General features: G+C 68.2%; 15 protein-coding genes. 9 read left to right on the top strand and 6 right to left on the bottom strand.

All coding sequences use genetic code 11. The features are described 5' to 3' along the window. Positions 1-115 precede the first annotated feature (115 nt). The 3 genes from DEIPR_RS04335 (at position 116) to DEIPR_RS04325 (ending at position 1,289) form a co-directional block, all read left to right on the top strand. Complete coding sequence (locus DEIPR_RS04335; protein ID WP_013614612.1) at positions 116-619, top strand: DUF1999 domain-containing protein; 504 nt, start codon at positions 116-118, stop codon at positions 617-619. A gap of 112 nt (positions 620-731) precedes the next feature. Then, positions 732-944, top strand: coding sequence for a hypothetical protein (locus tag DEIPR_RS04330; protein WP_013614611.1), 213 nt, complete (start codon positions 732-734; stop codon positions 942-944). Between the two features lie 45 nt (positions 945-989). Continuing rightward, complete coding sequence (locus DEIPR_RS04325) at positions 990-1,289, top strand: DUF503 domain-containing protein (protein ID WP_013614610.1); 300 nt, start codon at positions 990-992, stop codon at positions 1,287-1,289. 168 nt (positions 1,290-1,457) lie between these two features. Here DEIPR_RS04325 and lepB read toward each other — a convergent pair whose 3' ends face one another. Further along, positions 1,458-2,318 (bottom strand): signal peptidase I, encoded by an 861-nt coding sequence (gene lepB, locus DEIPR_RS04320; RefSeq protein WP_013614609.1) that lies wholly within the window; start codon positions 2,316-2,318, stop codon positions 1,458-1,460. A gap of 103 nt (positions 2,319-2,421) precedes the next feature. Here lepB and DEIPR_RS04315 point away from each other — a divergent pair, with 103 nt between their 5' ends. Together DEIPR_RS04315 and DEIPR_RS04310 are read left to right on the top strand one after the other, a co-directional pair. Beyond that, the gene (locus DEIPR_RS04315; RefSeq protein ID WP_013614608.1) at positions 2,422-3,402 is read left to right on the top strand and encodes an EamA family transporter; all 981 of its coding nucleotides are present in this window, start codon (positions 2,422-2,424) and stop codon (positions 3,400-3,402) included. A gap of 47 nt (positions 3,403-3,449) precedes the next feature. Beyond that, positions 3,450-5,735 (top strand): RCC1 domain-containing protein, encoded by a 2,286-nt coding sequence (locus DEIPR_RS04310; RefSeq protein ID WP_013614607.1) that lies wholly within the window; start codon positions 3,450-3,452, stop codon positions 5,733-5,735. A gap of 16 nt (positions 5,736-5,751) precedes the next feature. On the opposite strand, the gene hrpB is transcribed toward DEIPR_RS04310, so the two are convergent. The 5 genes from hrpB to DEIPR_RS04285 all read right to left on the bottom strand — a co-directional run bounded on the left by hrpB (position 5,752) and on the right by DEIPR_RS04285 (position 11,047). Next, positions 5,752-8,241, bottom strand: a complete 2,490-nt coding sequence (hrpB, locus tag DEIPR_RS04305) for an ATP-dependent helicase HrpB (protein ID WP_013614606.1) — start codon at positions 8,239-8,241, stop codon at positions 5,752-5,754. Between the two features lie 252 nt (positions 8,242-8,493). Then, positions 8,494-8,820 (bottom strand): hypothetical protein, encoded by a 327-nt coding sequence (locus DEIPR_RS04300; RefSeq protein WP_148231775.1) that lies wholly within the window; start codon positions 8,818-8,820, stop codon positions 8,494-8,496. Between the two features lie 8 nt (positions 8,821-8,828). Continuing rightward, the gene (locus DEIPR_RS04295; RefSeq protein ID WP_013614604.1) at positions 8,829-9,455 is read right to left on the bottom strand and encodes an HAD family hydrolase; all 627 of its coding nucleotides are present in this window, start codon (positions 9,453-9,455) and stop codon (positions 8,829-8,831) included. Then, on the bottom strand, positions 9,452-10,078 hold the full coding sequence (locus DEIPR_RS04290; protein ID WP_013614603.1) for a hypothetical protein: 627 nt from the start codon (positions 10,076-10,078) through the stop codon (positions 9,452-9,454). The genes DEIPR_RS04295 and DEIPR_RS04290 overlap by 4 nt, the downstream gene beginning before the upstream one ends. A gap of 9 nt (positions 10,079-10,087) precedes the next feature. Continuing rightward, positions 10,088-11,047 carry an NAD(P)/FAD-dependent oxidoreductase gene (locus DEIPR_RS04285; RefSeq protein WP_041222470.1) on the bottom strand — a complete coding sequence of 320 codons (960 nt, stop codon included), beginning with the start codon at positions 11,045-11,047 and terminating at the stop codon, positions 10,088-10,090. A gap of 299 nt (positions 11,048-11,346) precedes the next feature. Here DEIPR_RS04285 and DEIPR_RS04280 point away from each other — a divergent pair, with 299 nt between their 5' ends. The 4 genes from DEIPR_RS04280 (at position 11,347) to brnQ (ending at position 16,847) form a co-directional block, all read left to right on the top strand. Continuing rightward, positions 11,347-11,799, top strand: coding sequence for a hypothetical protein (locus DEIPR_RS04280; RefSeq protein ID WP_013614601.1), 453 nt, complete (start codon positions 11,347-11,349; stop codon positions 11,797-11,799). A gap of 123 nt (positions 11,800-11,922) precedes the next feature. After that, entirely contained in the window at positions 11,923-13,218 is a 1,296-nt protein-coding gene (locus DEIPR_RS04275; RefSeq protein ID WP_013614600.1) for a DUF4127 family protein, read from the top strand. 316 nt (positions 13,219-13,534) lie between these two features. Then, positions 13,535-15,172, top strand: coding sequence for a glucose-6-phosphate isomerase (gene pgi, locus DEIPR_RS04270; RefSeq protein WP_013614599.1), 1,638 nt, complete (start codon positions 13,535-13,537; stop codon positions 15,170-15,172). A gap of 292 nt (positions 15,173-15,464) precedes the next feature. Then, on the top strand, positions 15,465-16,847 hold the full coding sequence (brnQ, locus tag DEIPR_RS04265) for a branched-chain amino acid transport system II carrier protein (RefSeq protein ID WP_013614598.1): 1,383 nt from the start codon (positions 15,465-15,467) through the stop codon (positions 16,845-16,847). Positions 16,848-16,917 lie beyond the last annotated feature (70 nt).

Below are 16,917 nucleotides of genomic sequence, written 5' to 3'. Positions count from 1 at the left end.
GTTTTTTATGAGTCTAGTTGAACTCAGTATAAGCACATTCTCAAATTTGACAAATTGTCATTTGCGGTCTGCTGCTGCTGGCGCAGACCGGGCCAGATGAACTACGCTCGGCAACATGACCGACTCTACGCCTGCCGCCGCTTACCGCCTGCTGCTTCCCGACGACTACGCCGCCCTGGCCGAACTGGACCTGGCTGCCCAGCACGAACTGGACCCCGGCTTCGGCGGGCTGCCGGAACGTGAACGCGAGGGCCGCCTGAGCACCAGCCTGGGCGCCCTGAAGTTCTACGAGCGCACCGACCACTCCTTCGTGGCCGTGCGGGACGGAGCCGTGGCCGGCATGGTGCTGGCCCAGAGTGTGTGGCAGGGCGACAAACCCATCGTGCTGGTCCGCACCCTGCTGACCGACCCGGCGCTACCCGAAGCCCTGCGGGCCGAGGTCTACAGCGGCCTGCTGCGGGCCCTGTTCAAGAGCGCCTACGACACTGCCGTGTATGAGGTCCACTTTGTGCCGCACCGCCGCTGGCCGCTGGCCGCTGACCTGGGGGATGTCCGCCGGCTGGGCGACTACGGGGTGCGCTATCTGGGCAGCCGTGAGGAGACGGCACTGCCGGGCTGAGCTGGCCTGGCAGTGAGCAGGCAGGCCAGGGGCAGGCGGGCCGGGAGTAGACGAGAGTGCACGCACACACTTTTGACAGAACCTCGCAAGTCTGCCCCCCTATACTCGCCCTATGACGAACCCGACCCGAGTCCTGCTGGGCGTTCGCGGCATGGACCGCGAAGCTGGAGAACGCGTTGCTGCACATTTGCTGTCGCTGCCTGGCGTCAGTAAAGCCACCCCCGACACCGGCCAGATCGAAGTGCACTACGACCCCAGCTACCACACCGTGATGGACCTGGTGCGGCAGGTGCGTTCGCAGGGCTTCCTGGCCGGCATGCTGTGACCCTGGCCTGACCCGGTCCGCCCTTCCCCGCTATGCTGTAGGGCAATGGGTACCCTGGGATACGTGGGCACGCTGACCCTGCGGCTGGAAATGCCCTGGGTGCGGTCCCTCAAGGAAAAGCGGTCACTGGTCAAGCCGGTGGTGGAAAAGCTGAAGGTGCGCTTTCCGGTCACGGCCGCCCGGCTGGACGGCCTGGATGCCCACGACTGGGAAGTGATTGCCGTGGTCACGGTCAGCAACGACTACGCCTGGGTCGAAGAAACCCTGCGCCTGGCCGCCGACTTCGTGGCGGCCGGCGACTACCAGGTGACCGAAGAGTGGGTGGATATCACCGCGCTGGAATAGACCGGGAGTAATGGGGGCCATGCCGGTCACGAACGCTCCTGCTCATAGGGGGCAGGGGGCGTCCGCAACAGTGGCGTGCTCCCTACGGCCGGGGCCACTGAAAAGTTCTTCCTCCTTCCCAGCAGCCCCGCACGCCCCCGCCCCTCTCTTTGCCCTACTCTCTCCTGCCTACTCGCCCAGCTGGCGGCTCAGCTCACCGAAGCCGGCAGGTGCAGGCAGGCTCCGCAGCGCCGATTCCTTTTCAGGGCTGGCCTGCCCAGCGCGGCTGTTCTGGCAGTCGTAGGCCAGCTCGGTCGGCCGCTGAATAGGCCACACCACAAAGGCGGCGCGGCCGGCGATATCGGAGAGCGGGACGGTGCCGAACGCACGCGAATCTTCCGAGCCGTTGGCGGTGCGGTTGTCACCCATCACGAAGTAGTGGCCCTCGGGCACGGTCAGCTCCAGCTGGTCGGGCATCATGCCCTGCTGCGCCGAGGTGGCCTGGTTGGCGATGGCGCTGTCGCGGTCCCAGCAGCCCTGCTCCTGCCAGTAGGCGGTGGTGAAGCTGGAATCCAGCGGCTTGTCGTTGATCCACACGTCGCCGCCCTGGATGCGGATGCGGTCTCCCTCCACGCCGATGATGCGCTTGATGAGGTAAGGACGGTAGGTCCACAGCCCAGCGACATCGCGCCGCAGGGTAGGCACCACTTCGGAAGCGGCCTGAGGCGGCTTGAACACCACGATGTCGCCGCGCCCGAACTCACCGATGCCGGCGCGGTGCAGCCAGCCTTCATATTTGGGCACGATGACCCGCTCACCGTCGCGCAGGTTGGGCATCATGCTGACCCCGTCTACCGCCACCATCGTGACGATGAACTGCGTAATCAGCAGCGCGAAGACGATGGGCTCCAGCCAGTCTTTCCACAAGCGGGCCAACCCAGTGCGGCGTGCCGGCCCAGCAGGCGCGGCTTGCAGGTGCCGCTCTCCGGTCACGCTCTGCGGATACGCCTGGGGATGGGATTGGGGGGGCTGCCCCTGAGAATCAGTCATGCATGGCCTCTTTCACTGCCCCGCATCTTATACCAAGTGGGAGAGGCCACAGTTCCCGCGCAGGTGAGAGGGCAGCGGCGGCAAATGCTCTAGCATCGCGGCTATGACCCCTCCGGCGCCGCCCCGTTTCCCCCCGCTCCTGATGCTGCTGGCCGGCATGCTGACCATTCAGGGGGGCGCGGCGATTGCCAAGGGGCTGTTCGCGCAGGTGGGGCCGATGGGCACTTCGGGGCTGCGGGTGGTGCTGGCCGCCGTGCTACTGACCGCGCTGTTCCGACCCAACTGGCGGGCCATCACGCCGGCGCAGTGGCGGCTGATTGTGCCCTACGGCCTGGCGCTGGGCCTGATGAACCTGGCTTTTTACGCTGCGCTGTCGCGGCTGCCGCTGGGCGTGGCCGTGACCATCGAGTTTACCGGGCCGCTGGTGCTGTCGCTGCTGCTCTCACGCCGGCCAGCCGATTTCCTGTGGGTGCTGCTGGCGGCTGCCGGTATCGGCCTGATGGCCCCACGCGGCGAACTGAGCGCCGGCGGCCTGGACCCGGTCGGCGTGGGCTTCGCACTGCTGGCCGGCACCTTCTGGGCGCTGTACATCCTGGCCGGCAGCCGGGTTAGCCGCGAGCTGTCGGGCACCCTGAGCGTGACGGCCGGCATGTGGGTGGCGGCCGCCGTGACCCTGCCGTTTGCACTGGCCGGTGCAGGCGCGGCCTTGCTTGCGCCCAGCGTGCTGCTGGCGGGCCTGGGGGTGGCCCTGCTGAGCAGCGCCGTACCCTACACCCTGGAAATGCAGGCAATGAAATTTATCCCTGCCAAGGTGTTCGGCGTGCTGAGCAGCCTGGAGCCGGCCATTGCGGCGGTAGCAGGCCTGCTGCTGCTGAACGAGAGCCTGACGCCGGTGCAGTGGCTGGCACTGATTGCCGTGATGGTGGCGAGTGCCGGCATGACCCTGACCAACCAGAGCCGTGAAGAGCCTGAAGAGAGCGCCAATACCCTGCGCTGGAAACGCCGCCGGTGGCAGAGCCTGCGTGGAAAGCGGGCCGCCCGTCAGGAGAGCGCAGGGAGTAGAGACGGTAACGACGCCAAATAAGAGCACTGGGGAGAGGAGCCTTCCCAACCTGGGCATACTGTGATCTGATGTCAGCTCTCCTGCACCGCCCTGCCGTTTACCTGCTGGCTGCCCTGCTGTTGGCCCCAACCCATGCCGATGCCAGCGCTGGGGTAACCCCGCCCGCCTTTCCCACTTTTCTGCCGCTCCAGAGCGAATACGAGGACTTTGAAGGCATCGTCTTTCTGGCCCCGCCCGCCACGCAGGAAAGCGAATCCGCGCCCCAACAACTGCGGCTGTGGCAGCGGACTGAGGCTGCGGACGACGACCAGAAAGCCGACCTGAACGTCAGCGTTCCGAGGCGCAGCCGCGTGCTGCAAGCCACATCAGACGCCTTTCTCACCGAGGACGGCAAGCTGTGGGAGTGGCGGGCCAATGGGCAAGGCCGTATCGTGACCCGGCTGCTGCTGGAGGATGTGCGGCAAATAGTCCAGGGGTCAGGTAACTTAACGGACTCGGAGGACCTGTCGCTGCTACTGGCCCTTGGGCGTGACGGTAGCGTGTGGCAACGTGAGCGCCAGGGCGAGCAGATGACGCGCGTGATGCAGGGGGCAGAAGCACTCTTTGCAGTGCGGCAGGAATTTTATGCCCGCCGCCAGGACGGCACCTTCGTGATGTGGGGAAAGGCCCCAATGGGCGCCCCCCGCCTCAGCGCAGCGCAGGCCCTCACCCTGGGGCGCGGCATTGTCAGGGTGGTCCCCACTGGCCTTGAGGGGCTGCTGGCCCTCAAAGACGACGGCACTCTGCTGGAATTCGACCTTGGCGAACTGGGCGACTCAGGAGTTGCTGCCCCACAACCACAGGTGCGCTTCAAGAATGTGGCGTCGGTGGAGGAGTCCGGGCAACTCACCCTCATCCGCCAGCACAGTGGCCGGACCCTGATGATGGGCAACAACGAGATAGGCTCCATGACCGGCTTTGCGACCGAATTCACGCCGGAGCAGCCCAGCGAGTACGACACGCGCTCGGCTACCCTGAGCGGCTACGCAGTGTACGCCGTGACGCAGGCGGGCGAGCTGTGGGCCTGGGGCGCCGATGAGCTGCCCTGGTTCGGCCCGCAGTGGCACTACCCCCGCCCCACCCGGCTGCTACAGGGCGTACGGTCGGTCGGCCCCGGCGAACTGGCCCTGCTGGAAAACGGCGACCTGATGCGCTGGACGCCGGGCATGGGCGCGGTCGGAGGACCGACGGAGCCAGCGCAGCGCCTGCTGCAAAACGCGGAACGGGTTTGGCGTGACGGGCAACTCCTGCACGCCGTACAGACCGACGGCACCCGCTGGAGCTGGGGATACGGCGCGGCTCTGGACCAGGCACTGCTGCCTACAACGAGTGCCGGGAACGGCACAAACGATAAGTCACCGGCGAGCCTGTGGGTCTGGAATCAGCCAGACCTCAGCGCCCGCCTGGGCCTATCGGAAGGGCGCATCACCACCTATGACCAGCGCATCACTCCGACCGATACGACCAGCCGGGTGACGAAGGTCAGTTCTTCTACCGGGGGCCTGCTACTACTGGAACACAGTTACCCTGTCCGCTTTGACCGCCCAACCAGCACTGTGCCCCTCGGCAAGGGACGCCGGGACGGTGTGGGACCAGAGTGGCAGCAGCTGCGCGACCTCGCCACCCGGCACGCCACCGACTTTTTTCTGACTCAGGCAGGGGAACTGTACCAGCAGCACAACCCGGCAGCCCTGCCTGCTGGTAACGAGCCGCTGGAACCCGGCCCACAGCTGCTGCTCGGCGGCGTCAAGGCGATGGCCATGGGCGAGAGCCACGTCGCCGCCCTGACCGACAGCGGCAAACTGCTGGGCTACGGCTGGAATGAGGACGGCCAAATCGGCCCCGTGCAGGAGATGGACGAAGTGGCCGGGGTAGACGAGTGGCAGCCCATCGCTCCGGCAGTCAGCCGAGTGGTGGCGGGCGACTCCTTCACCGCCTGGCTGACCCCAGAGGGAACCGCCTGGGTCACGGGCAAATGGCAGCCTGGCAGTCCGGTGATGCCGCCCAGCCAGCTTCTGAACAATGTCAGGGATATTTCGGCAGGGTCGCAGCACCTGCTGCTGCTGACCAAGGACGGTCAGATGTACGGGGCCGGGTCGAACGACAAAGGGCAGCTTCTGAACGGGGGCAACGCGGCGAAACCCGTTCTCCTGCTGAAAGGAGTGGACGCGATTCAGGCGGAGCAGCACCACTCCATGTACCGCCAGGGAGAGCGCCTGTACTTTTTCGGGGCCGGGACGGAACTGGGGTACAGCGGTGACGCTTCCGAGCCGGTTCTGCTGCACGACGGACAGCGCTGGAGCTGGGAACGCTAAGCCGCCTTCTCCTGGTTTAACTACCCCGCTCCAGCGCCCGCTTGGTCTTGGCGGTCGGGACATGGGCCGCCGGGTCGTCCGGCCAGGGGTGCTTGGGGTAACGGCCCCGCAGGTCCTTGCGAACCTCGAAGTAGCCGCTGGCCCAGAAGGAGCGCAGGTCCTGCGTGACCTGCACCGGTCGGCGGGCGGGCGAGAGCAAATGCAGCAGCACCGCAGTGCGGCCTCGGTTCACTGTGGGCGTGTCCTCCAGACCGAACAGCTCCTGCAACTTGACCGCCAGCACGGGTGGAGAGCCGTCCGGAGCATAGTCCAGCCGGACGCGGCTGCCGCTGGGCACGGTGAGGTGGGTGGGGGCCAGCTCGTCCAGCTGGGTCTGCAATTCCCAGGGCAACAGCGCTGTCAGCGCCGGAAGCAGGTCCAGCCTGGCCAGGGCCTCGCGGCTGCGGACACCGCCCAGGAACGGGGCCAGCCAGTCTGCGGCCGTGCTGAGCAGGGCCGCGTCTGAAAGGTCGGGCCAGCCCTCGTCCGGCCGCCAGGCCCGCAGTGACCCCACCCGGTCACGCAGCGCCTGGGCCTCCGGGGAAAAGGTCAGCAGGTGCAGGCCCTCGCGGGCGACCGCAGCAGCCACGGCGGCAGCCTCGGCGGCAGGGTCGCTGGCGGTGAGCGGCCGGGTGTCCAGCACCAGTGCGCCGCAGCGCAGCTCCTCCTGCGCCAGCAGCCGGCCCGTGCGGGGGTCCCACTCGGTGCGCGGCTGCCAGCTGGCCCCGGCAGCCAGGTCACGGCGGTGCAGCGGCGCCGCCAGGAAAATGCGGCCTTCCGGCCCCCGGCGGCCTTCCGCCACCCCGTCCAGGTGGGCCACCGCCAGGGCCCCCGCGTGGCTCAAGTCACCGCCGGGGGGCAGCTCGGCCCCCTGCCCCCCGGCCAGCAGGAAACGGCCACCGCCTCCCGCACGGGCCAGCGCCACCCGCTCCGGATAGGCCAGCGCCAGCAGCCGGCCCACCGCGTAGGGGTCGGCGGGGCTGTCGGTGGCGGACGTGTCCAGCAGCTGGCGCCACTGCCGCGAGAGGCGCTCGGCACCGGCCCAGGCGTCCAGCCGGCCGGCGGCGCGGGCCTGGCGCAGGCGGTTGACGCGCTCCGTCAGGTCCGCACCGTCCAGGCGGGGACCGCGCTCTTCCAGCAGGGCGGCCACGTCTGCGGCCAGCGCCGGGTCGGCCGCCGCGGCCAGCAGGTGCGCCAGTCGGGGGTGGGTGGGAAAGCGCAGCAGCGCCTGCCCAGCCGGGGTGATGCGGCCCTCCGCATCCAACGCGCCGAGGCCGCGCAGCAGCTCGCCCGCAGCGGCCCAGGCGGAAGCCGGCGGAGCATCCAGCCACTCCAGACCGCCCGCCTCGGTCACGCCCCAGGCAGCCAGCTCCAGCCGCAGCGGAGCGAGGTCGGCGGCAAGGATTTCGGGCGGGCGGTCGGCGGCCAGCAGCGCCTGGGTGCGCTCGGGCCACAGGCGGTAAGCCACCCCCGGAGCCGTTCGCCCGGCGCGGCCAGCCCGCTGCTCGGCCTCGGCGCGGGTGACCCGCCCGGTGCGCAGGCCGCTCAGCCCGGTGCTGGGGTCGTAGGCCTGCGAGCGGCGCTGCCCGCTGTCCACCACCACCCGCACGCCCTCAATGGTGAGCGACGTCTCGGCAATTGAGGTGGCCAGGATGACCCGCCGCCGCCCTGCCGGGTCCGGCAAGATGGCGCGGGACTGCTCGGCGGGGGGCAAGTCGCCGTAGAGCGGACGGACCACCGCTTCCACCCCGCTCAGCGCAGCCTGGGCCTCGCGGATTTCGGCCACGCCAGGGAGGAAGGCCAGTACGTCGCCCGCCTCTTCGGCAAGGGCGCGGCGCACGGCCGCAGCCACAGCTGGCCCGGTGCGGCCTGCCGGTTCCTGGGCGGCGTAGCGCAGCTCCACAGGGTAAGCCCGGCCTTCCGAGCGGACGAGCGGTGCCCCCAGGCGGGCGGGCAGAGATTCGTCCAGGGTGGCCGACATCAGCAGCACGCGCAGGTCGTCCCGCAGGGCCCCCTGCACTTCGCGCAGCAGGGCCAGGGCCAGGTCGGCATTGAGCGAGCGCTCGTGAAATTCGTCCAGGATGACCAATCCCACCCCACTCAGCTCCGGGTCACGCTGGAGGCGGCGGGTCAGGATGCCTTCGGTGACCACTTCCAGCCGGGTCGCATCCGACACCTTGGTCTCGAAACGTACTCGGCTGCCCACCGTCTCCCCCACCGCTTCGCCCAGCGAGGCGGCCAGCCGCGCCGCCACACCGCGCACGGCCACCCGGCGCGGTTGGAGCAGCAGCACCCGCTGACCGGCCAGCCAGGGTTCGTCCAGCAGCTGCAGCGGCAGTGCGGTGGATTTGCCGGCCCCCGGCGGAGCCTGAAGCAGCACCAGCGGGTGCTCGGCCAGGGCGGCGCGGAGGTCGGGCAGGGTCTGAAGGGCAGGCAGGGTGTCGGTCACAGGGTCAGAGGCTTTCATGGTGGGAAAAGGGAGCGCGGCCAGCGGAAGGATATTCTGCCGTCCGCGCAGGCTCGCGGGCAAACGCAGGCCAGGGTACGGAGCAGCTGTCTGCTGCACTGCTCTTTGCCAGTCCGCCCTGTTGCCAGTCCGCCCTGTGCGGCGTGTCGCCTTCCTTGTGGCGGTAGCGGGTCTGCGAGCGGCGTGCTGGCCCAGCACGGTTCGCTTCTCTCGCAGGCGGGAGGCGGGACAGACCCTTTGCTGTGAGCGGCTCTAATGCACGCCGCCCAGCCAACGTTCAGCGCAGCTCTGGCACCGTTCGCCCTGCATCCAGCCTTGTGGGCAGCGCCGGCGGCAACGCTCACAGCAGGCAAAGTAACGTGGGTCGTGCAGGGCCGCGTGCTGGACCTGTGCCACTGCTTCGGCACTGGCATGGGCCGGCAGTGAGACCAGGGGCTCCCAGTGCTGCTGGGGCGTGTGGGGCGTAGGCCAGGACACCACAGCGACCTCCAGCCACAGCACCCCGTCCAGACTGCGGCCCACCGGTACCAGCCGGGTAAAGTCGCGCAGAATTTCGGTGTCGTTGGGGGCGTCCGGCATGCGGAACATTAAAGCAGGTGCCGCACGCCGCGCAGGTCATGCAGGGTGGCGTCCGGCTGCTCTCCCGCCAGCGGGTGACCCGTCGGGAGCCAGGCGGCACGCATCCCCAGCTGCTGCGGTCCCCAGATGTCGTTGCGCGGCGAGTCGCCCACGAACCAGGCGTCGGCCGGCGCAGTGCCCAGGGCGTCCAGTGCCAGCCGGTAGCTGCGCGGGTCAGGTTTGGCCACGCCGACTTCGCCGCTGACCACCACCGCGTCAAAGAACTCGGCCAGCCCGCAGGTGGCGAGGACGGCCCGCTGCGGCTGCGGCCAGCCGTTGGTCACCAGTCCCAGTGCCACTCCATCTTTTCTTAATTCGCGCAGCACTTCTACTGCGTAGACCATCGGCACGGCCTGCTTTACATGATTCCCAAAGTCATCAAAGAGTACCTGCGGGTCGCATTTCAAGCCGAACTCCCGCACCAGCTGCGGAAACACCTCCCGCTTGGAACGGTAGCCGAAGTCGTCCAGTTCCAAAAAGCGGGCCGCGTACTCTGGCGGTAGCCCGAAGCGGCACAGGTGACCCGGCAGCCAGCGCCTCAGCGTGGCGGTGCGGTCGTGCAGGGTGCCGTCCAGGTCGAACAAGGCGGCTTTCACGCTTTGGGAGTGGCCGTGCCCAGCGCACTCAGGCGGGCGTCTATCTCCTGCACGGCAGCGGCATACTCCGCCCGCTCAAAACAGCTTCGGGCGTTGGTGTACGCGTCCCGGGCCGCTTCGGCGCGGTCCTCGGTCTGGGCAAAATCACCCGTCGCCCGCCATAGGCAGCCCAGCGTGGTAGGGTCATCCGCCGTGACTGCTTCGGCAAACGCCGCAGCCAGAGCAGCGTGGGCTTCTCGCTCCTGTCCCAGAGCATGAAGGCAGACGGCCAGCTCATAGCCGTTGACGGCGCGTTCCAGGGCCCCCAGGCCCTCACGCTCTATCAGCTTCTGCTCCTGCTCAAACAGTGCCAGTGCGGCAGCGTGGTCGCCCGCTTCCCGCTCCACCATTCCCAGCTGATGCAAAAAGCGGTGCGCTCCCGGTTGGCCCTGCGCCCCCTCCCACAGTTCCCGGTATACGGCGCGGGCTTCGTCAAAGCGCCGGGCGAACGTGTAAGCGTAGCCCAGGGCGTGCCGCGCTTCCTGAGAAGGGTCGGCGGCGAGGAGTTCGGCGGCTTCATCGTAGGCTCCGGCTTCTATCCGCTGCCAGGCTTGCTGAACGGCCAGGGGTCGCTCGGTGGTCATGTGGTCAGCTTACGCCTCGCCCACACCGGGTTCCTCATCCGGCGACTCGTGAAAGGCGGCGCCGTACTCGCGCACGTCCTCGTGAATCAGGGTGGAATTGAGGCTGACGGCCGCCACCATGCCGCTGGCCGCCGCACTCATCACGTACTGCGGCGCGCCGGTCATGTCGCCGGCCGCCCATACGCCCCGCAGGCTGGTCATGCCGTGTTCGTTGACCACCACGCGGGATTTGTCGTCCAGTTCCAGGCCCAGGGCGGCCGGCAGATGGCTGCGCTGCCCCTGACTGGGATTCAGGAAAATGCCTTCCAACTCCAGCGCGTCTCCATCTCGGAAGTGAACGGTCAGCGTGTCTTCTCCCGACAGCCGCAGGATGGGCCGCGTCTCCAGGGTGATGTCCAGCCGCTGCAGGTCGCGGCGCTGCTCCGGGGTCAGCTCGTCCGGGCCGTCGGTGAGCAGGGTGAGGTGGTCAGTCCAGTTGCGCATGCTCAGGGCCAAGTGGTGCCCCTCTTGATGGCTGCCCAGCACGGCCAGCGCCGCTTCCCGGTTGGGCCAGCCGTCGCAGTAGGGGCAGTGGTGGACAGTGCGGCCCCAGCGCTCCCGCAGCCCGCTCACCCGGGGCAGCAGGTCCTGCAGGCCACTGGCGAACAGCACCCGGCGTGCCGTCACCCACCCGGTCGCCAGCTGCACGCCGAAGCCTTCCCCGAACTCGCGGACCTGCCGGGCAGCTTCCTGGCACACAGTCACGTCGTAGGCCGCCAACTGCTCCAGCCCGATACGCTTGAGGTCGGCGGGTGGCGTGCAGTCGCGGGTAAACACGCCGTGGGCCGCCTGCGCGCGGACATTGCGGGGCGGCCCGCCGTCCAGCAGCAGCACTCGCCGCCGGGCGCCGCCCAGCACCAGAGCGGCATTGAGCCCGGCCGGCCCGGCCCCGATAATCACGGCGTCGTAGCGGTCGGCCGTGCGCTGCACCGCCGCTTCCAGCGCCTCCTGGGCGGGAAGCCCTGATTGGGTATGGGCGGTCACAGCAGGCTCCGGCCGGGGCGGGAACGGGCGCAACTGGGCAGACAGGGTGGACAAGGCGAGCAGGGCAAGCAGAGAGCAGGCATCGTTTCCATTCTGAGGGCTGCGCCCGACGGGGCCAGTCCGGTAGGCCTTAAGGACAGCTTGCGGGTTGGTAGCCTACCAGCTTATGGGCTACTGGGTACTGGGGCTGCGTTTTCTCATAAAGCAGGACTTCTGTCAGAGAGTTTTAACCAGACTGCTCTAAGATGATTCACATGAAGGCCAAGGCTGCCCTGTTCCTCGCTGCGCTGGCGCTCCCGCTGAGTGCCTGCGGCAGTGTAAGCCAAGCTGGCCCCAGCGCAGGCGAACTACTGCGCACCCCCACCACGCTGAGCCTGGCCGGGCGCACACTGAGTGCCGAGGCCCGCCCCACGCTGAGCGGCGAGCAGCTAAGCGCCCGCGTGCAGGTGCGCAGCTCGGCCAGCTCGCTGCCGCTGAGTGCGCAGTCGGTCTACCTGGTGACGCAGGGCGGCGTGTGGCAGGCGGAAGGCCGCTGGGAGGCCAGCAGCTGCGGCGCAGGCTGCCGGGTCATAGAAGGCCGGGGCCCCGCCCAGGGCCTGCGCCCCGGCGAGAATGTGCAGGTGGTGGTGCGGCTGCAAGACAGCGCCGGACGTCATTTCTGGCTCCGCGACGACCAGAGCTTGGTCCAGAAAAACTGAGTGCCTGCACGTGCCCCTGCCGGGGCACTCTTTTTTGGCCTTGCGGCGGAGGCCCTGGAGTTGGCTCCGGCCGCAAGGCGGCGCCTTCAGGTGCGTATCATCTACCTCACCTAGGCTGGAAGAATGAGTAGCCGCATCTTCCCTCTGTTCCTCAGCGCCGCCTTGCTGACCGCGCCTGCCGGGGCCCAGACCCTGATTCCGCTGGATTCGCGTCCCGCTACCAGCCGCCTACCTGCGGCCATTGCTGGGCTGGGGAGCGGCGACCTGAAAGTGGTTCCGCGTGAGCTGCTGGGCACGGCGCAGCAGGGCGCGGACCCGGCGCGGCTGCTGGAGTGGCTGCGGACCGAGGGTGCCGGACGCCGGGATGAGCCGCTGATTGTGGCGCTGGACGCCCTGGCTTACGGCGGACTGGTGCAGTCGCGCAAAAGCACCGACTCGGCGGCGCGGGTCCGCAGCCGCCTCTTGCCGCTGCGCGAGTGGCAGCGCGAGACGGGCCGGCCCATCTATGCCTTTATCACCGTTCCGCGCCATCCCGACGCGGTGGACCGGGAGCGCAACTTCGAGGTGGCCCGTCTGCTGACCCGCTGGGCGGCCGCCGGCGTGTTCAAGGAACTGCATATCGCCTGGGACGATGCGCTGCCCGGCAGCCCCGCCCCCGCCGAAGGAGCGCGCCTGGCCGCGTTCGCCGCCGAGGTGGCCCCCGGCAACGTGCGGGTCTACCCCGGCGCCGACGAGGTGCTGGCCCTGCTGAGCGCCCGCGCACTCTCGCCGGCAGCCAAAACCGTGCAGGCCGTGTACTCGGACCCCAAGCTGGCCCAGGAAGTGATCAAGTACGAAGGCATACCGCTTACCCGCAGCGTGCAGAACCACGCCGAGGCCGCCGGGTTCCACATGGCTTCTCAGGGCCAGCAGCCCGACCTGACCCTGTACGTGTTCAACGGCGGCGACCCGCGCCGCGCCGCGCTTGCCGTCTCGGCCCTGCTGCGGCGGGGGCCGGTGGCCGTGGCAGACGTGGAAAAGGTGAACCTGGGCAACACCCGGCTGTGGAAGGACCTGGGCACCCTGCAGCGCGACGCGAACCTCACCGCGCTGGCCGCCTGGGGCACCCCCGGCAACAATCTGGGCTCGGCGCTGGCCCATGCCAAGCTGACCCTGGACGGCGTGGACCCCGCCCGCCAGCAGGCCCTGCTGGCCCGCGAGTACGCCAACGACCTGATTTATTCCACCCGCCTGCGGGCCGCCTTACGCGCCGCCATTCCCGAAGCGGAGATGAACACCCCCGCTGCCCAGGAAAAACTGATGGAACTGGCCGCCGAGTATTTCCCGCTGAATCTGGGTGGCAGGTACGGGCTGGACCAGGTGAACCTCCCCTGGGGCCGCTCGTTCGAGTGGGATTTCGACCTGAGCCCGGCAGAATAAGGCCGGCTCCTACAGGCAACGCCGGGGACTGCCCGCTGGCCTCCGGCAAATTCGGACTGCGAACTTCGGATTAGAGGAAGCCGGAGGTGGGGGCGCGTTCCGGTTTATGCTCCCCTTTCCTGCTTCCGGCATGCCGAGCGGCCCGGCTGAACTGCCCCGCCCGGCATGCCCACGTCCCGGCCGGGGCAGACGGCCGTTTATTGCCTGCTCCTTCTCTGGGTCTTCTCTATAGTTGAGCTTTCTCTGAGCCTTTTTCTGGTCCCCGCTTCACCTTGTTCTGACCGGCCAGCCGGAGCGCATCGCCTATGCTGAGCACATGCAACCCACCCACACGCTCACCGAAACCGCCGCCTGGCAGAAGTTGGAAGCGCTGGCCGCCGCGCCGCAGCCCACCTTGCGTGAGCTGTTCGCCGCCGACCCGCAGCGCGGCCGGAACTTCGCCGCAGAAGGGGCCGGCTGGTACCTGGACTACTCCAAGCAGCGCATAGACGGGGACATCCTGAGCGCCCTGCTGGACCTGGCCCGCGAGTGCGGGGTAGAGCAGCGCCGGGACGCCATGCTGCGCGGCGAGAAAATCAATATCACCGAGAACCGCGCCGTGCTGCACACCGCCCTGCGCGCGCCCCGTGAGACCGATATCCGCGTGGACGGGCAGAACGTGGTGCCGCAGGTTCACGCGGTGCTGGACCGCATGGCCGACTTTGCCCGGAAGGTGCGCTCCGGCGAGTGGCGCGGCTTTACCGGTGAGCGCATCCGCGCCGTGGTGAACATCGGAATTGGGGGCAGTGACCTGGGACCGGTGATGGCGTATGAAGCGCTGGAACACTACAGCGACCGGGAGCTGACCCTGCGCTTCGTGTCCAACGTGGACGGCACCGACTTTGCCGAAAAGGTGCGGGACCTCAACCCCGCAGAGACGCTGTTCATCGTCTCCAGCAAGACCTTTACCACCCTGGAAACCATGACCAATGCCCGCACCGCCCGCCGCTGGCTGCTGGATACCCTGGGAGACGAGGCCGCCGTGGCACGGCACTTCGTGGCTGTGAGCACCAACGCGCAGGAGGTGCAGAAGTTCGGCATTGACACCGCCAACATGTTCGAGTTCTGGGACTGGGTGGGCGGCCGCTACAGCCTGGACAGCGCCATCGGCCTGAGCCTAACTATCGCGGTGGGCCCAGAGCAGTTCCGCGACTTTCTGGACGGCATGCACGACATGGACCGGCACTTTGCCGGGGCGCCGCTGGAAGAAAACCTGCCGGTGCTGATGGCCCTGACCGGCATCTGGAACCAGAATTTCCTGGGGGCCTGCTCGCTGGCGGTGCTGCCCTACTCGCAGTACCTGCGCTCTTTTGCGGCCTACCTGCAGCAGCTGGACATGGAAAGCAACGGCAAGCACGTGACCCTGAGCGGCGCGGAGGTCGGCTACGACACCGGTCCCATCGTGTGGGGACAGGCCGGCACCAACGGCCAGCACGCCTTTTATCAGCTGATTCACCAGGGCACCCGGCTGATTCCATGTGACTTTATCGGGTTCGCCCGCAGCCTCAACCCGCTGCCTGCCGGCGAAGAAGGCCAGACCCACCAGGACCTGCTGATGGCCAACGTCTTTGCCCAGAGCGAGGCGCTGGCGTTCGGCAAGACCCCCGAACAGGTGCGGGCGGACGGCGTCCCTGAAGCGCTGGTGCCGCACAAGACCTTCGCAGGCAACCGCCCCTCCTCCACCCTGCTGGCCCGCGACCTGACCCCGCGCAGCCTGGGCGCACTGATTGCCCTGTACGAGCACAAGGTCTTTGTGCAGGGGGCGGTGTGGAACATCAATTCCTTCGACCAGTGGGGCGTGGAGCTGGGCAAGGTGCTGGCGCAGCGGATTGCCCCGGAACTGGGCAGCCAGCAGGAGTTGCGCCATGACTCGTCCACCAACGCGCTGATTGCCTGGTACCGCCGCGAGCGCTGATAGACCCTGCCTTCCCTACACTCCCCCTCCCCGGCTTACGTTTGTAACGCTGCGCCCCTCTAGCGGTAGCTGCAGGACCTCCAAAAAGCAGTGCTGGAGTTGCCATTTTTCGTCGTTATCCGGTATCCTCCGGCCTGTTCCACGGCCGGGGGTCTTCCTTATCGCCTGGTCTCCACCTCACGTTCCCGGCCGTCCCGGTCTGGCTGCCGCTGCCCACAGCGCCGAGGCAGCGACGGGGCTGGGACCGACTTCCGTTTTTTGCTCTTTCCGCTTTCTCTCGTCAGGACCGCTTATGTTCAGAACTTCCCTCACTGTCGGATTTATGCTGTTCGCCATCTTCTTCGGCGCCGGCAACCTGATTTTCCCGCCGCAGCTGGGCGCCGAGAGCGGCGCAGCCTACGCTCCGGCCATGCTCGGTTTTCTGCTGACCGGCGTGGGCTTGCCGCTGCTGGGGATCGTGGTCGGGGCGCTGGCTCCCGGCGGGTACGCCGACGCGCTGCGCCGCATCCATCCCGCCTTCAGCCTGGTGTTCCTGACCGCCATCTACCTGGCCATCGGCCCACTGTTCGCCATTCCCCGCACCGGGGCTACCGCCTACCAGATGGCGCTGGTGCCCTTCCTGGGAAGCGCCGGCGGCCTGTCGCTGCTGCTGTGGACTCTGGGCTACTTCGGGCTGGCGCTGTGGCTCAGCCTCAACCCCTCGCGGATGGTGGACCGCATCGGTGAGTGGCTCACGCCGGCGCTGCTGCTGTCGCTGCTGGCGCTTATCGTGCGGGCTTTTATGCTGCTCAGCGGCCAAGCTCCCGCCGCCCCGGCAGCCGCTTACGCCGGCGGTCAGGCTTTTTTCGCAGGCTTTACCGCCGGCTACCAGACGCTGGACGCGCTGGCCGCCGTGGCCTTTTCGGTGGTGGTGCTGGGGGCCATCCAGAGCAAGGGCGTAGCCTCCGGCCCGGCGCTGCTGCGGCAAACAGCCACCGCCGGCGTCATCGCAGCTTTCTTCCTGGGGCTGGTCTATCTGGCGCTGGGCTGGACCGGCGCCCATATGCTGCCGAGCAGCGACACCCTGGCCGCGCTGCAAGCCAGCGGCACCTACCTGGGCACCTACCTGCTGACCACCATCGCCAACGACGCTTTCGGTCCTTTCGGGCGCACCCTGCTGGGCGTCATCGTGACGCTGGCCTGTCTGACCACCACCGTAGGCCTGCTGGTGGCGGTGGGCGAGTACTTGGTCGCCACCTTCCCCAGACTGAAGTACCGCCCCACCGTGATTGGGCTGACCCTGTTCAGCCTGCTGATTGCCAATCAGGGCCTCAACGCCATCATCAGCGTCAGCGTACCGGCGCTGGTCATCCTGTACCCCATCACCATCTGCGTGATTTTGCTAATGCTGCTGGCCCGCTTCGTGCCCACCCCGCGCCTGGGCTGGCAGCTGGCAGTGGCCGCCGTGACGGGGATCAGCCTGCTGTCGTCGGCCCACAGCAACGGCTGGCTGGCCTTGCCCTGGGTAGAGGCGCTGCCTCTGCGGGCGCAGTCGCTGGAATGGCTGCCGTTTATGCTGGGCGGTCTGGCCCTGGGCTGGGGGCTGGGCGGACGCGGCGAGCGAATCAGTCTGGCAGCGGCTGCGGCTGAACACAGCCACGGCGTCGCTGGCCGCACCACCGGCGGCCCAGCCTGAGCCAACAAGTCTGAGCCGCCAAGAATAGGGCCGCCTGCTGCCACCCGGGACAGGCGGCCCCACTCTTAGG

It is taken from the genome of Deinococcus proteolyticus MRP, assembly GCF_000190555.1.
Taxonomy (GTDB): Bacteria; Deinococcota; Deinococci; order Deinococcales; family Deinococcaceae; genus Deinococcus; species Deinococcus proteolyticus.
The sequence above is the reverse complement of the archived record's forward strand: the minus strand, read 5'-3'. Positions and strand labels throughout refer to the sequence as shown.

Excerpts from the sequence above, each read along its gene's own strand:
- DEIPR_RS04335 (WP_013614612.1), top strand. The coding sequence starts at position 116 with ATGACCGACTCTACGCCTGCCGCCGCTTACCGCCTGCTGCTTCCCGAC.
- DEIPR_RS04330 (WP_013614611.1), top strand. The coding sequence starts at position 732 with ATGACGAACCCGACCCGAGTCCTGCTGGGCGTTCGCGGCATGGACCGC.
- DEIPR_RS04325 (WP_013614610.1), top strand. The coding sequence starts at position 990 with ATGGGTACCCTGGGATACGTGGGCACGCTGACCCTGCGGCTGGAAATG.
- lepB (WP_013614609.1), bottom strand. The coding sequence starts at position 2,318 with ATGACTGATTCTCAGGGGCAGCCCCCCCAATCCCATCCCCAGGCGTAT.
- DEIPR_RS04315 (WP_013614608.1), top strand. The coding sequence starts at position 2,422 with ATGACCCCTCCGGCGCCGCCCCGTTTCCCCCCGCTCCTGATGCTGCTG.
- DEIPR_RS04310 (WP_013614607.1), top strand. The coding sequence starts at position 3,450 with ATGTCAGCTCTCCTGCACCGCCCTGCCGTTTACCTGCTGGCTGCCCTG.
- hrpB (WP_013614606.1), bottom strand. The coding sequence starts at position 8,241 with ATGAAAGCCTCTGACCCTGTGACCGACACCCTGCCTGCCCTTCAGACC.
- DEIPR_RS04300 (WP_148231775.1), bottom strand. The coding sequence starts at position 8,820 with ATGCCGGACGCCCCCAACGACACCGAAATTCTGCGCGACTTTACCCGG.
- DEIPR_RS04290 (WP_013614603.1), bottom strand. The coding sequence starts at position 10,078 with ATGACCACCGAGCGACCCCTGGCCGTTCAGCAAGCCTGGCAGCGGATA.
- DEIPR_RS04280 (WP_013614601.1), top strand. The coding sequence starts at position 11,347 with ATGATTCACATGAAGGCCAAGGCTGCCCTGTTCCTCGCTGCGCTGGCG.
- DEIPR_RS04275 (WP_013614600.1), top strand. The coding sequence starts at position 11,923 with ATGAGTAGCCGCATCTTCCCTCTGTTCCTCAGCGCCGCCTTGCTGACC.
- pgi (WP_013614599.1), top strand. The coding sequence starts at position 13,535 with ATGCAACCCACCCACACGCTCACCGAAACCGCCGCCTGGCAGAAGTTG.
- brnQ (WP_013614598.1), top strand. The coding sequence starts at position 15,465 with ATGTTCAGAACTTCCCTCACTGTCGGATTTATGCTGTTCGCCATCTTC.